Annotated in this window: 16 protein-coding genes and 1 tRNA gene; 12 read left to right on the top strand and 5 right to left on the bottom strand. The window is 66.2% G+C overall.

Annotation, left to right across the window (positions count from 1 at the left end):
- Nucleotides 1-43 precede the first annotated feature (43 nt).
- The 4 genes from LIW09_RS11290 to LIW09_RS11275 are packed head-to-tail and all read left to right on the top strand — an operon-like array spanning nucleotide 44 to nucleotide 3184.
- Nucleotides 44-622, top strand: a complete 579-nt coding sequence (locus LIW09_RS11290) for an anthranilate synthase component II (RefSeq protein ID WP_256645715.1) — start codon at nucleotides 44-46, stop codon at nucleotides 620-622.
- 2 nt (nucleotides 623-624) lie between these two features.
- Nucleotides 625-1665, top strand: coding sequence for an anthranilate phosphoribosyltransferase (gene trpD / locus LIW09_RS11285; RefSeq protein WP_256645714.1), 1041 nt, complete (start codon nucleotides 625-627; stop codon nucleotides 1663-1665).
- A complete protein-coding gene (gene trpC, locus LIW09_RS11280; protein ID WP_256645713.1) occupies nucleotides 1662-2450 on the top strand; it encodes an indole-3-glycerol phosphate synthase TrpC in 789 nt (262 codons plus the stop codon). Before trpD ends, trpC begins: the two co-directional genes overlap by 4 nt.
- Nucleotides 2447-3184, top strand: coding sequence for a haloacid dehalogenase-like hydrolase (locus LIW09_RS11275; RefSeq protein ID WP_256645712.1), 738 nt, complete (start codon nucleotides 2447-2449; stop codon nucleotides 3182-3184). Before trpC ends, LIW09_RS11275 begins: the two co-directional genes overlap by 4 nt.
- A 42-nt stretch (nucleotides 3185-3226) precedes the next feature.
- On the opposite strand, the gene LIW09_RS11270 is transcribed toward LIW09_RS11275, so the two are convergent.
- Entirely contained in the window at nucleotides 3227-3697 is a 471-nt protein-coding gene (locus LIW09_RS11270) for a GNAT family N-acetyltransferase (RefSeq protein ID WP_256645711.1), read from the bottom strand.
- Between the two features lie 19 nt (nucleotides 3698-3716).
- Nucleotides 3717-4397, bottom strand: a complete 681-nt coding sequence (gene crp / locus LIW09_RS11265) for a cAMP-activated global transcriptional regulator CRP (RefSeq protein ID WP_256645710.1) — start codon at nucleotides 4395-4397, stop codon at nucleotides 3717-3719.
- A gap of 199 nt (nucleotides 4398-4596) precedes the next feature.
- Here crp and speD point away from each other — a divergent pair, with 199 nt between their 5' ends.
- Nucleotides 4597-5388, top strand: coding sequence for an adenosylmethionine decarboxylase (speD, locus tag LIW09_RS11260; RefSeq protein WP_256647228.1), 792 nt, complete (start codon nucleotides 4597-4599; stop codon nucleotides 5386-5388).
- Nucleotides 5389-5425: 37 nt separating this feature from the next.
- Here the strand turns inward: speD and LIW09_RS11255 are convergent, their stop codons facing one another.
- Entirely contained in the window at nucleotides 5426-5962 is a 537-nt protein-coding gene (locus tag LIW09_RS11255; protein ID WP_256645709.1) for a DUF6630 family protein, read from the bottom strand.
- Between the two features lie 118 nt (nucleotides 5963-6080).
- Here LIW09_RS11255 and LIW09_RS11250 point away from each other — a divergent pair, with 118 nt between their 5' ends.
- On the top strand, nucleotides 6081-6641 hold the full coding sequence (locus LIW09_RS11250; RefSeq protein WP_256645708.1) for a YaeQ family protein: 561 nt from the start codon (nucleotides 6081-6083) through the stop codon (nucleotides 6639-6641).
- An 8-nt stretch (nucleotides 6642-6649) separates the two neighbouring features.
- Here the strand turns inward: LIW09_RS11250 and coq7 are convergent, their stop codons facing one another.
- Nucleotides 6650-7294, bottom strand: coding sequence for a 2-polyprenyl-3-methyl-6-methoxy-1,4-benzoquinone monooxygenase (coq7, locus tag LIW09_RS11245; protein WP_256645707.1), 645 nt, complete (start codon nucleotides 7292-7294; stop codon nucleotides 6650-6652).
- Between the two features lie 180 nt (nucleotides 7295-7474).
- On the opposite strand from coq7, the gene rplM reads away from it, so the two are divergent.
- From rplM to maiA, 6 genes are all read left to right on the top strand, one after another.
- Nucleotides 7475-7903 carry a 50S ribosomal protein L13 gene (gene rplM / locus LIW09_RS11240; RefSeq protein ID WP_256645706.1) on the top strand — a complete coding sequence of 143 codons (429 nt, stop codon included), beginning with the start codon at nucleotides 7475-7477 and terminating at the stop codon, nucleotides 7901-7903.
- Nucleotides 7904-7905: 2 nt separating this feature from the next.
- Entirely contained in the window at nucleotides 7906-8298 is a 393-nt protein-coding gene (rpsI, locus tag LIW09_RS11235) for a 30S ribosomal protein S9 (RefSeq protein ID WP_256645705.1), read from the top strand.
- 134 nt (nucleotides 8299-8432) lie between these two features.
- Nucleotides 8433-8507: transfer RNA gene (locus LIW09_RS11230), tRNA-Gln, on the top strand.
- Between the two features lie 101 nt (nucleotides 8508-8608).
- Entirely contained in the window at nucleotides 8609-9352 is a 744-nt protein-coding gene (locus LIW09_RS11225) for a 2OG-Fe dioxygenase family protein (protein WP_256645704.1), read from the top strand.
- Nucleotides 9353-9414: 62 nt separating this feature from the next.
- The gene (locus tag LIW09_RS11220) at nucleotides 9415-10404 is read left to right on the top strand and encodes a fumarylacetoacetate hydrolase family protein (protein WP_256645703.1); all 990 of its coding nucleotides are present in this window, start codon (nucleotides 9415-9417) and stop codon (nucleotides 10402-10404) included.
- A 79-nt stretch (nucleotides 10405-10483) separates the two neighbouring features.
- Nucleotides 10484-11182 (top strand): maleylacetoacetate isomerase, encoded by a 699-nt coding sequence (maiA, locus tag LIW09_RS11215; protein ID WP_256645702.1) that lies wholly within the window; start codon nucleotides 10484-10486, stop codon nucleotides 11180-11182.
- 22 nt (nucleotides 11183-11204) lie between these two features.
- Here maiA and LIW09_RS11210 read toward each other — a convergent pair whose 3' ends face one another.
- Entirely contained in the window at nucleotides 11205-12311 is a 1107-nt protein-coding gene (locus LIW09_RS11210) for a PilT/PilU family type 4a pilus ATPase (protein ID WP_256645701.1), read from the bottom strand.
- Between the last annotated feature and the right edge of the window lie 55 nt (nucleotides 12312-12366).

Genomic DNA, 12366 nt, shown 5'->3' with positions numbered 1-12366 from the left:
CGTGGCCCCCCCGCACGCCGCCCGACGCCGGGCGCAGGCCGCCATGCTGCTGATGCTCGACAACTACGACAGTTTCACCTTCAACCTGGTGCAGTACCTGCAGGAGTTGGGGGCCGAGGTACGGGTGGAGCGCAATGACGCGCTCAGCGTGGATGCAATCGAAAAGCTTGCGCCCGGGAAAATCGTGATTTCGCCGGGGCCGTGCACGCCGAACGAGGCCGGCGTGTCGCTGGAGTTGATCCAGCGGATGGGCGCGACCACGCCGATTTTCGGTGTCTGCCTTGGTCATCAGGCGCTGGGGCAGGTGTACGGCGGGCAGGTGATTCGCGCCGGCAAGATCATGCACGGCAAGACGTCGCCGATCCGGCATCAGGGCCGGGGCGTGTTCGCGGGCTTGCCGGATGGCTTCGAGGCGACCCGCTACCACTCGCTGGTGGTGGACAAGGCCACGCTTCCGGAGTGCCTGGAAGTCACTGCCTGGACGGAAAACGACGACGGTTCCATCGAGGAAATCATGGGCCTGCGCCATCGCGAATACGCGGTGGAGGGCGTGCAGTTCCATCCGGAATCCATCCTGACCCAGCACGGCCACGCGCTGCTGAAGAACTTCCTGGAACGTTGACCATGCCCATCACCCCGCAGGAAGCCCTGCAGCGCGCGATCGAACATCGCGAAATCTTCTTCGACGAGATGGTCGCGCTGATGCGCCAGATCATGCGTGGCGAAGTCAGTCCGGTGATGACCGCGGCCATCCTCACCGGGCTGCGGGTCAAGAAGGAAACCGTGGGCGAGATCGCCGCCGCGGCCACCGTGCTGCGCGAATTCGCGCGCCCGGTCGCGGTTCCGGACCGCCGCCACATGGTGGACATCGTCGGCACCGGCGGCGATGGCGCGCACACCTTCAACATCTCCACCGCGTCGATGTTCGTGGTTGCGGCGGCCGGCGCGAAAGTGGCCAAGCACGGCAACCGCAGCGTGTCGTCGAAATCGGGCAGCGCCGATGTGCTGGAGGCGCTGGGCGCAAACATCGAACTGCAGCCGGAGCAGGTGGCGGCCTGCATCGAGCGCTGCGGCATCGGGTTCATGTACGCGCCGGTGCATCATCCGGCGATGAAGGCGGTAGCGCCGGTGCGGCGCGAAATGGGCGTGCGCACCATCTTCAACATCCTCGGGCCGCTGACCAATCCGGCCAACGCGCCGGGCATCCTGATGGGCGTGTTCCATCCCGACCTGGTCGGCATCCAGGTGCGCGTGTTGCAGGAGCTGGGCGCGGAACGCGCGCTGGTGGTGTGGGGCCGCGATGGCATGGATGAATTGTCGCTGGGCGCGGGCACGCTGGTCGGCGAGCTGCGCGACGGCCAGGTGCGCGAATACGAACTGCACCCGGAAGATTTCGGCATCGCGATGGCGCACAGCCGCAACCTGAAAGTGGCCGATGCCGTGGAGTCGAAGATGATGTTGCTGGATGCACTGGAGAACCGCGACGGGCTCCCGCGCGAAATCGTGGCCTACAACGCCGGTGCGGCGCTGTATGCGGCTGGCGTGGTCGAGGGCATTGGCGAGGGCATCGCCAGCGCACGCAGGGTGATCGCCAGTGGCGCCGCGCGCGCGAAGCTGGATGACTACGTGGCAGCGACGCAGGCGCTGGCGGAGGAAGGCGCATGAGCACCATCCTCGCCACCATCCTGGCGCGCAAGCAGGTCGAAGTCGCGCAGCGCCGCGAGGCCGTGTCGCTGTTCGAGCTGAAGACCCGCGCCGCCAGCGCGCCGCCGCTGCGCGGCTTTGCCGATGCCATCGCCGCGAAGATCGTGGGCGGGCAGTCGGCGGTGATCGCTGAAGTGAAGAAGGCCAGCCCCAGCAAGGGCGTGATTCGCGCGGACTTCGATCCGGCCGCGATTGCCCGCAGTTACGAGATCGGCGGCGCGGCCTGCCTGTCGGTGCTGACCGATGTCGATTTTTTCCAGGGCAGCGACGACTACCTGCGCCAGGCGCGCGCGGCATGTACGCTGCCGGTGCTGCGCAAGGACTTCATCATCGATCCCTATCAGCTGTATGAAGCGCGGGTATTGGGTGCCGACTGCGTGCTGCTGATCGCGGCGGCGCTGGATGACGTGCAGTTGGCCGAATTCGCGTTCATCGCGTCCGAATTGGGCATGGACGTGCTGGTGGAAGTGCATGACCTGGACGAGCTGGAGCGCGCCCTGCCGGTGCCGGCGCGCCTGCTGGGCATCAACAACCGCAATCTGAAGACCTTCGACGTGTCGCTGCAGACCACGCTGGACTTGCAGGCCGCGGTGCCGGCCGACCGCGTGCTGGTGACCGAAAGCGGCATCCTTGCGCCCACCGACGTGGCGCTGATGCGCGATGCCGGCGTGCATGCCTTCCTGGTCGGCGAGGCGTTCATGCGTCAGCCGGATCCGGGTGCCGCGCTGCATGCGCTGTTTGCATGAGCCAGCGCCCACCAACGCCGCGCGCTGATGCGCCGCTGGTCGTCTTCGACTTCGACCACACCCTGTACCACGGGGATTCCGGCACCCATCTGTTCAAGTGGCTGATCGGGCGGGCGTGGTGGCGCGTGTTGCTGGCGCTGCTGTTGGCGCCGGTGGCGGCGCCGCTGGTGGCGTTCCTGCCGACGCGGCGCGCCGGCATTTCGGTGTTCGTCTGGGCGGGCACGCTTGGCGTGCGCGACCGGGCTGCGCTGGATGCGTTGATCGACCGTTATGTTGCTACTCACGCCGGGGCGATCAAGGCGCGGTTGCTGCCGCTGGCAGTGGAAGTGTTCCAGCGGCATCGCGAGGCTGGCGACTGCGTCGTGGTGGCGACCGGTGCGCCGCCGGAACTGGCGCGGGCGATCCTGGCCTTCGTTGCGCATGAGGATGTGCCGGTGGTCGGCACGCTGTTGGGCCCGGCCTTCGGCGGCATGGGTGCGCTGCGCCACTGCCACCACGCGATGAAGATGACGATGATTCGCGACGCTGGCTTCGTGCAGCCGGTGGAGCAAGCCTATTCCGACAGCAGCGCCGACCTGCCGCTGCTGCAGGCGGCGCGGCATCCGGTGGTGGTCAACCCGAAAGCCGCGCGCGTGGCGATGTTCCGGCGCGTGCTGCCACCCGCAACGCCGATCCTCAACTGGGGATGCCCGGGGCGTGCGGGTGACCCCGCAGGCGACGAGTCTGCCGGGTGAGTGGCGCGCGCATTGGCAGGGCGTGCGTGCGCGGCTGACGGGTCATGCCGACCCCAGCGCCTTGACGAACCGCACCGAGCTGCCGCCGTAGCCGCAAGCCTGGTAGAACGCATGTGCTTCGGTGCGCTGCGAGCCCGAGGTCAGCTCGATGCGCGCGGCGCCGCCGCTGCGCGCGCGGCGTTCGGCTTCTTTCAGCAGGTGCCGGCCGATGCCCTGGCCCTGCGCGCTGGTAGCGACCACCAGCGCGGTAACGCGGCAGGTCGTGGTTCCCAGCGGCAGGTAATACATGTAGTCCAGCGCCACCAGGCCGCACACCGCGCCTTCGCGACGCGCCAGCACCAGCGCCTGGCGATCATTGGCCAGGATCAGGCTGATCCGTTCGGCCGCGTCGGCAGGGTCGCACGGATAGCCCAACTCGGACAGCAGCCGCGCCACGTCGTGGGCATCGGTCGGCATCGCGTTGCGAAGGTCGACGTCCAGCACGCGATGGCCCGGGGAGAAAGCGTGGCTCATGCGTGCGCGGCTCCTTCGGCTAGCGGGTGCCGTACAGCACGACGGTCTTGCCGCGGGCGTGCAGCTTGCCATCGGCCTGCAGCTTCTTCAGCACGCGGCCGGCCATCTCGCGCGAACAACCCACCAGGCGCGACAGTTCCTGCCGCGACACGCGCAGCTGGGTGCCCAGCGGATGGGTCATCGACTCGGGTTCTTTGGCGAGGTCGAACAGGGTGCGGTAGATGCGGTCGCTGACGTCCAGGAATGCCAGCCGGCCGGCCTTGCGGCTGGTGTCCAGCAGGCGCTGGCTGATCTGCGCGCCGATCGAATGCAGCAGGCGGGTGGCGTCGTTGAGCTGCGCTGCCAGCAGGCCCTGCAAGCGCTCATAGCTGATTTCGGCCAGGTCGCAGGGGGTGCGGGTGCGCAACGCCACGCCGCGCTGTTCGGTTTCCACGAACAGTCCCATTTCGCCGACGAACTCGCCCGGGCCGATGTAGCCCAGCACCAGTTCGCGCTCGTCATCCTCGCGGGCAATGATGCTGACCGAGCCGGAAATGATGTAATACAGGGTGCCTGCCGGATCGCCCGGGTGGAACACTTCGGTGCGCGCCGGATACTTGCGGCGATGGCAGTTGGCCACGAACCGTTCGATGGTGGCCGCGTCCGCCCCCAGTGGGTTGGGTACGCGCGGCATGACGGGTTTGGGAAATGTACTGCTCATTCAGGCTTGCAACCAAGGCAATGCCCAAGCTTAGGCTTAACCGGGGCCGCGGGCAAACGCCGGCGGGCAGGCCAGGATCGGGCGCCAGGCAGTGGATTTCGTGGGTCATGGCGAGACTGCGCGGGCCTCTCCACGCACCGCCGCGCACTTTGTCGCATAATCGCCGGCCTGTTTCGTTTTCCGCTGGATACAAATGCCCGTGGTCAAACCGCTGCCGCGCCTGAAGCTCCAGGGCTTCAACAACCTCACCAAGTCGCTCAGCTTCAACATCTACGACGTGTGCTATGCCGCGTCGGAAGATGAGCGCAGGCGCTACATCGAGTACATCGACGAGGAATACAACGCCGATCGGCTCACCCAGATCCTCACCGACGTGGCGGAGATCATCGGCGCGAACATCCTCAACATCGCGCGCCAGGACTACGATCCGCAGGGCGCGTCGGTGACGATCCTGATCTCCGAGCAGCCGGTGATCGATCGGGCCGATGCCAAGGGCGTGATCTCCGATGCGGTGGTTGCGCACCTGGACAAATCGCACATCACCGTGCACACCTATCCCGAGACGCACCCGGACAACGGCATCGCCACGTTCCGTGCCGACATCGACGTGTCCACCTGCGGCGTGATCTCGCCGCTGAAGGCGCTGAACTACCTGATCGAGTCGCTGGAGTCCGACATCGTGGTGATGGACTACCGCGTGCGCGGCTTCACCCGCGACGTGAAGGGGCGCAAGCACTACATCGACCACAAGATCAATTCGATCCAGGATTACCTCGCCAAGAACGTCAAGTCGCGTTATGAAATGCTCGACGTGAACGTGTATCAGGAAAGCCTCTTCCACACCAAGATGCACCTGAAGGACTTCGACCTGGATCAATACCTGTTCGAGGAAAAGGCGCGCAACCTCTCGTTCAAGGAGCGGATGAAGATCGAGGCGCGGCTCAAGCGCGAGATCGAAGAGCTCTACCACGGGCGCAACCTGGCCGATTGACCAAGCGCCGGCGAACGCCGGCGTTTCGCTTCAAGGCTCAGCCAACGCCGGTGCGTGCGTGCATGCCCAGCGCTCCGGCGATCAGCTGCATCGCTTCCTCGTCGCGCTCGCGGATGATCCAGCCGGCCAGCTGGTGCGCGCCGGTTTCCACCGTCCACAGGCTGAAATGGCGCGCGCGCAACTGGACGTGCGCCGACTGCAGCAAGTCGACGGGATCCGGGAGGTCGTCCTCGTCGTCCTCGTCGAGATCCCAGTCGATGCGCAGTTGCCAGCGCGACACCAGCTCGTCCACGACTTCCATCAGTGCCTGCGCGTCGTCTTCCGGCGCGCAGAAGCCCGCTTTCCAGTCGATTGCCTCGCGCAGCAAGGCCGCGGGGTCGGTGGCGTCGCCGTGGTCTTCGAGCTGTTGGCGAAAGGCGGTGAGCTGCGACTGCGCGGCATCCTCGTCGTCGGGATTGACCAGCAGCAGGAACTGCCAGGCCACCGCTTCCAGCGCGTCCGCTTCGTCCAGGTCAGGCTGTGCGTGGAAGGCGTGATCGAAATTGTCGTCGGGGTCGTACTCGTGCGCGGCCATGCGGCGCCTCGTCCATTCCGGGCGTGCAGGATACGTTGCCGGCGCCGATGGCATCGGGCTGGGCTGCTGCACGTAGACTGTGCCACCCTGCATCCGGCCCATGGCCAGGAACTGGCCCATGGCTGCCAATGCCAGAATCGTCAAAGCCGAGTTGCAGGTCACTGACCTGGATCGCAACTATTACGCCGGGCACGCGCTGACGCTGGCGCAGCATCCGTCCGAAACCGATGTGCGCCTGCTGGTGCGCCTGCTGGCATTTGCGCTGTTCGCCGATGAGCGGCTCGAATTCGGCCGCGGCCTGAGCGATGAGGACGAGCCGGCGCTGTGGCGGCGCGACTACACCGGCGCGGTCGAGCAGTGGATCGAGCTGGGACAGCCGGACGAGAGCCGCCTGCGCAAAGCCAGTGCACGCACGAAGCAGTTGGTGGTGGTTGGCTACGGTGGGCGGGCTGCGGAGCCGTGGTGGAAGCGCAATGCCGATGCGCTGCAGCGATTGCGCAACCTCAGTGTGCTGGAGTTCGACGATGGCGAAGTCGATGCCGCCATTCCGCTGCTTGGCCGGGGAATGCGCGTCACCGCGATGATCCAGGATGGCGAGCTGCAGCTGATGGATGCGGATCGCAGCGTCACCTTGCGCCCGCGCTGGCGAATGCGCGATGGGCTCGCCGTCGCGTCCTGAGCACCGGCTCAGGTTCGGTATGCCACCGATTTCATCACCTTCGAGGCGACGGCCATCAGGCGCGGGATTGGCCGCGGCAGACGCCGTGCGCCTGCTGCCAGCGCGTTGTCGGCGTGGCGTGCTTCGTCGCCCTTCATCACGCGCAGGATGGCCCGGCTGCGGGTATCGGTTTCGGGCAGCGTTTGCAGGTGCTCTTGCAGGTGCGCTTCCACCTGGCGTTCGGTCTCCACCACGAACCCCAGATTCCAGCCGTCGCCGCGCAAGCCGGCGGCGGCCCCGATCGCCCAGCTTCCCGCATACCACAGCGGGTTGAACAGGCTCGGGCGCGCTTCCAGTTCGCGCAGGCGATCCGCGCACCACGCCAGGTGGTCGGTTTCTTCCTGCGCGGCCTCCAGCAAGTGCTGGCGCGTGGCCGGGTCGCGCGCGACCGCGGCTTGGCCGATATAGAGCGCTTGCGCGCAGACCTCGCCGGCGTGGTTGACCCGCATCAGTCCGGCGGCATGCCGGCGCTCGCCTTCGTCCAACTCAGCCTCGGGCTCGTCCAGGCCGGGATTGGCACGCTGCGCGCGCGGGGTTCCCAGAACGGTGGACAAGGCGTTCTGGGTGGAATCCAGCAGGCGGTCGAGGGGGCTCAGGTGGCGGATCATGGTCATTGGTCAATTCTAGGCCCGGGCGGGCAGCCGGAACCGGGATCGGGGCGTGCTTGCGCCTGGTGGCGAGGCGGGCTATGATTCCGCTTCTTTCGCGTCAGAAAAGCGATGCGGGATACAACGCGAGGCGCCGTTCCGGAAATTGGAACCAGCCCGACCAAGCACCCCTTCAAAGAGTTCGTCATGAAAACTTTCATCGCCAAGAACGAGACCGTCCAGCGCGACTGGTACATCGTTGACGCCGAGGGCAAGACCCTGGGGCGTCTGGCCGCAGCACTGGCCTATCGCCTGCGCGGCAAGCACAAGCCCGTTTTCACCCCGCACGTTGATACCGGCGACTATCTGGTCGTGATCAACGCCGACAAGATCGTGGTGACCGGCAAGAAGCTGCAGGACAAAATGTATTACCGCTTCACCGGCTACGTTGGCAACCTGAAGTCGGAGAACCTGGGCCAGGCGCTGGAGCGCCACCCGGAGCGCGTGATCGAGATCGCGGTGAAGGGCATGCTGCCCAAGGGCCCGCTGGGCCGCGCGATGTACCGCAAGCTCAAGGTCTACGCCGGCGCCGAGCATCCGCACGCCGCCCAGCAGCCGCAAGTTCTGGACATCTAATCATGGCTATCACGCAAAACTACGGCACCGGCCGCCGCAAGTCCTCCACCGCCCGCGTGTTCCTGCGCAAGGGTACCGGCAACATCACCGTCAACGACCGTCCGCTGGACGAGTTCTTCGGCCGCGAGACCGCGCGCATGATCGTGCGCCAGCCGCTGACGTTGACCAAGCACACGGAAACCTTCGACATCAAGGTCACCACCACCGGCGGCGGCACCACCGGTCAGGCCGGTGCGATCCGCCTGGGCATCGCCCGTGCGCTGGTCGAGTATGACGAAACGCTGAAGCTCGAACTGCGCAAGGCGGGTTTCATGACCCGCGATGCGCGCGAAGTCGAGCGCAAGAAGGTCGGCCTGCACAAGGCGCGTCGCGCGACCCAGTTCTCCAAGCGCTGATTCCTTCGTTGCCTGGCGTTGGCGCGCCGGCGGGCGTGCGTTTTCGTACCGCCCTCGCCGTCGCGCTTCGACAGATGCACGAATGGATTGCGTTGCGTTCATCTTCATGCGGAACGCAGTACAATTTGCGCCATAGCCCCGTCGCCAAGCGGTAAGGCACCTGACTCTGACTCAGGCATTCGGTGGTTCGAATCCATCCGGGGCTGCCACATTCGAAGTTGCAAACTCAACAAAGCCCGCCGCACGGCGGGCTTTGTTTTGCGTCAACACCCGTGATGCGACAATGCGGCTCCTCCCGGAATCGCGCGCCATGTCCCCTGTCACCACGTTTGCGCCGCCTGCCGTGCCGCTGCCTGCGCTGGATCGCGCATTGCGTGAACGCGGTTGCGCGGTCCTCGCGGCTGCCGACCTGGCAACCCTGGCCGGCCTGCCGATGACTGCGCTGCAGGCGCTGGCGCCCAGCTGGGACGATCTGTGTCCGGATACCTATCTGAAGGACGGTGGCCGCTACCGCAAGCGTCGGCACGCCTGCTTCATCGTCGAAGACGAGCAGCTGCGACCAGTGCCGCATCGCATGCACTGGCAACCCGTGGAATACAACGCCCTGCATGGCGGCATGGAGCGCTGGTTCGAGCCGGTTGCGCCCACCACGATCGCACAGCCTGCGTGGCCGGCGCTGATCCGCGCGTTGGCGAAGGTGTGTTCGGGGCAGAGGCAGGCCGCGTGCTGGCACGTCGAGGCGCATCAGTTCCGCATCGATACCAGCGACGGCGTGGGGCGGCCGACCCCGGAAGGGGCGCACCGCGATGGCGTGGATTTCGTGGCGGTGCTGCTGGTGGCGCGGCAGGCGATCAAGGGCGGCGAGACGCGGGTGTTCGATGCGCACGGCCCGGACGGCCAGCGCTTCACCCTGAGCGAGCCGTGGTCGCTGCTGTTGCTGGACGATGCGCGGGTGATCCACGAGTCCACGCCGATCCAGCCGCTGGATGCCGCTGGCGGCCATCGCGATACGCTGGTACTGACGTTCCGCTCTGCGGGTTTTCTGGGCGATTGATGCAGTGCGGCTGCTTTGATCGTTACAATTGCAACAATATTGAATGACGCTGCGAGGGTGCGATGAAGCTGGGTTCACTCAAGGAAGGCGGGCGCGACGGCACCCTGATCGTGGTCTCACGCGACCTCAAGCGGGCGGTGCGTGCCAGCGGGATCGCATCGACCCTGCAGCAGGCGCTGGAAGACTGGGAAAACACCGCGCCGCGCCTCAACGGCTTGTCGGAGGCACTCAACGACGGCTCGGCGCCGGGTGCATTCGATCTGGACATGCATGCCTTGGCGGCGCCGCTGCCGCGCGCGTATGAATTCGTGGATGGCAGCGCCTACCTGCCGCATGTCGAGCGCGTCCGTCGCGCGCGCGGCGCGCTGGTGCCGGAAAGCTTTTATGTTGATCCGCTGATGTACCAGGCGGTCAGTGCCGGTTTCCTCGGCCCGCGCGACCCGGTCAAGGTGGTCAGCGAGGACTACGGCATCGATCTGGAAGCGGAGATCGTGATCGTCACCGACGACGTGCCCATGGCCGTCACGCCGGAGCAGGCGGCGGCGCATATCCAGCTGATCGGCCTGGTCAACGATGTGTCGCTGCGCAACCTGATCCCGCCGGAACTGGCCAAGGGCTTCGGCTTCCTGCAGTCCAAGCCGCGCAGCGCGCTGAGCCCGGTGTTGGCGACCCCGGATGAACTGGGCGACGCGTGGCAGGGCAACAAGGTGCACTTGCCGATGCTCACCCATGTCAACGGGGAGTGGTTCGGCGCGCCGGAAGCCGGCGTGGACATGCAGTTCGATTTTGCCCAGCTGGTGGCCCACGCGGCGCGAACCCGGCCGCTGTCTGCCGGCACGATTGTCGGCTCGGGCACGGTGGCCAACGAAGACACTTCGCTGGGGGCATCCTGCTTCGCCGAGCGGCGCACGGTGGAAACCCTGCGCGATGGCAAACCCAGCACGCCCTTCATGAAGTTCGGCGACACCGTGCGCATCCAGATGCTGGATCACGCCGGCAACGACGTGTTCGGTGCCATCGAACAGCGCATCGAGCAGCAGCCTGTCCCGTGACGGGCTGCCCGGGCGGGCGGTTGAACCAGCATGGTGAACGGTCTTTCGCGCCACGCGTGCGACGCGCTATGGTGACCGCATGAGCGAATCGCTGAGGCTGTATTCCTACTGGCGTTCCAGTGCGGCGTACCGCGTCCGCATCGGCCTCAACCTGAAAGGGCTGGCCTACGACATCGTGCCGGTGCACCTGGTGCAGGATGGCGGGCAGCAACATTCGGACGCCTATCGGCAGGTCAATCCGCAGCAGTTGGTGCCGACGCTTGGGCACGGGCAGCGCCGGTTGAGCCAGTCGCTGGCGATCCTGGAATACCTGGACGAAGTCTGGCCGACGCCGGCGCTGCTGCCGGCGACCGCGCGCGAGCGCCAGCGCGTGCGCGCGCTGGCCCAGCTGGTCGCCTGCGAGGTGCATCCGCTCAACAACCTGCGCGTGCTGCAGTATTTCGAACACGAATGGAACGTGCCGCAGCCAGAGCGCGATCAATGGGTGAAGCACTGGATCGACGACGGTTTCCGCGCGGCGGAGACGCTGCTGGACGGGCATCCCTCCACTGGCGAATTCTGCGAAGGCAACGCGCCCACCGTGGCCGACTGCTGCCTGATTCCGCAGATCTACAACGCGCGCCGGTTTGGCATGGACATGTCCTGCTACCCCACGCTTGCGCGCATCGAATCGGCCTGCCTGGCACTGCCGGCGTTCGATGCGGCGCGCCCGGAACGGCAGCCCGACGCCCCCGCGCACAGCCCGAAAGGGGATGGAGTGGGAATCAAGCAGGCTTGATTCCCCGCCCCCTTTCTGCCGTTCAGTGCGTGGCGAACACGTCCGCGTAAGGGTCGTGATCGCCGGCGGCGCCTTCCGACAGGCGGAATTTGAGCGCCAGGCCATCGCGCGAGTCGGCCGCCTTCAATGCCTCCTCGAGCTCGATCCTGCCGTCCTTGTGCAGCCGGAACAGGCACTGGTCGAAACTCTGCATGCCTTCCTGCAGCGAGTCTTCCATGGCCATCTTGATTTCGTGCACCTGCCCGCGACGCAGCAGGTCGCGGATCATCGGCGTGTTGATCAGCACCTCGGTGGCCGGCATGCGGCGGCCGTCCATGCCCAGCACCAGGCGCTGGCTGATCACCGCCTTGAGGTTCAGCGCGAGGTTCATCAGCACGTTCTTGTGCGCACCTTCGGGGAAGAAATTGAGAATGCGCTCGATGGTCTGGTCGGCGTTGTTGGAGTGCAGCGTGGCCAGGCAGATGTGGCCGGTTTCGGCGAACGCGATCGCCGCCTCCATCGTCTGCGCGTCGCGGATTTCGCCGATCAGGATCACGTCCGGCGCCTCGCGCATCGCGTTCTTCAGGGCGGCGTGGAAGCTGTGCGTGTCCAGCCCGACCTCGCGCTGGTTGACCACCGACAGCTTGTGCCGGTGCAGGTATTCGATCGGGTCTTCGATGGTCAGGATATGACCGGTGCTGGTGCTGTTGCGATGGTCGATCATCGACGCCAGCGTGGTGGACTTGCCGGAGCCGGTTGAACCGACGATCAGCACCAGCCCGCGCGGCGCCATGATGATGTCCTTCAGCACCAGCGGCAGCTGCAGTTCCTCGATGCTGGGGATGATGCTGCGGATGGTACGGATCACCATGCCGACTTCGCCGCGCTGCTGGAACACGTTGACGCGGAAGCGGCCGCTGCCGGGCACCGAGATCGCCATGTTCAGCTCTTTCTCGCGCTCGAACTCGGCCACCTGCGCCGTGTCCATCAGCCCGTAGGCGATGTCCCGGCATTCGCCGGCGGTGAGCGGCTTGTCGCTCATCGGCTGCAGCACGCCTTCGATCTTGATGTTCACCGGCGCACCGGTGGACAGGAACATGTCCGAGGCGTCCTTGTCCGCCATCAGCTTGAAGAAGTGGGTGATATCCATGGTGTTCCCCTTGCTGCGCATCCCGGCGTTGCATCGCCGGCAGCGGCTTCTCACA

Origin of the sequence: Thermomonas paludicola, from assembly GCF_024498955.1 — a bacterium.
Taxonomy (GTDB): domain Bacteria; phylum Pseudomonadota; class Gammaproteobacteria; order Xanthomonadales; family Xanthomonadaceae; genus Thermomonas; species Thermomonas paludicola.
The sequence above is the reverse complement of the archived record's forward strand: the minus strand, read 5'-3'. Positions and strand labels throughout refer to the sequence as shown.